This is a genomic window from Streptomyces beijiangensis (assembly GCF_017315755.1).
GTDB classification, from domain to species: Bacteria; Actinomycetota; Actinomycetes; order Streptomycetales; family Streptomycetaceae; genus Streptomyces; species Streptomyces beijiangensis.
The window spans coordinates 1-283 of sequence record NZ_JAFLRJ010001636.1 but is presented as its reverse complement, the minus strand read 5'-3'; the positions used below and the strand labels follow the sequence as shown (position 1 = coordinate 283).

The window sequence follows — 283 nt, the reverse complement described above, 5'->3', positions numbered from 1 at the left end:
CCATGTGGGACATCATCAGGAATCCGGCCACGTCCATGCCCAGCTCGCGGGCGGCGGCGATGTGCTGCGCGGAGATGTCGGCCTCGGTGCAGTGAGTGGCCACGCGCACCGAGCGGATGCCGAGGGAGTGGGCCTGCTTCAGGTCGTGCAGGGTCCCGATGCCGGGCAGCAGGAGGGTGGTGGGCACCGCGTGGGTCACAGCGTCGCAGACGGCCTCGATCCACTCCCAGTCGGTGTGGGCGCCGACGCCGTAGGTGATGCTGGAGCCGGACAGGCCGTCGCC

Annotated in this window: 1 pseudogene; it reads right to left on the bottom strand. The window is 70.7% G+C overall.

What is annotated here, in order from left to right:
* Window positions 1-283 (bottom strand): annotated as a pseudogene (locus J0695_RS43010) (4-hydroxy-2-oxovalerate aldolase); the annotation flags it as partial.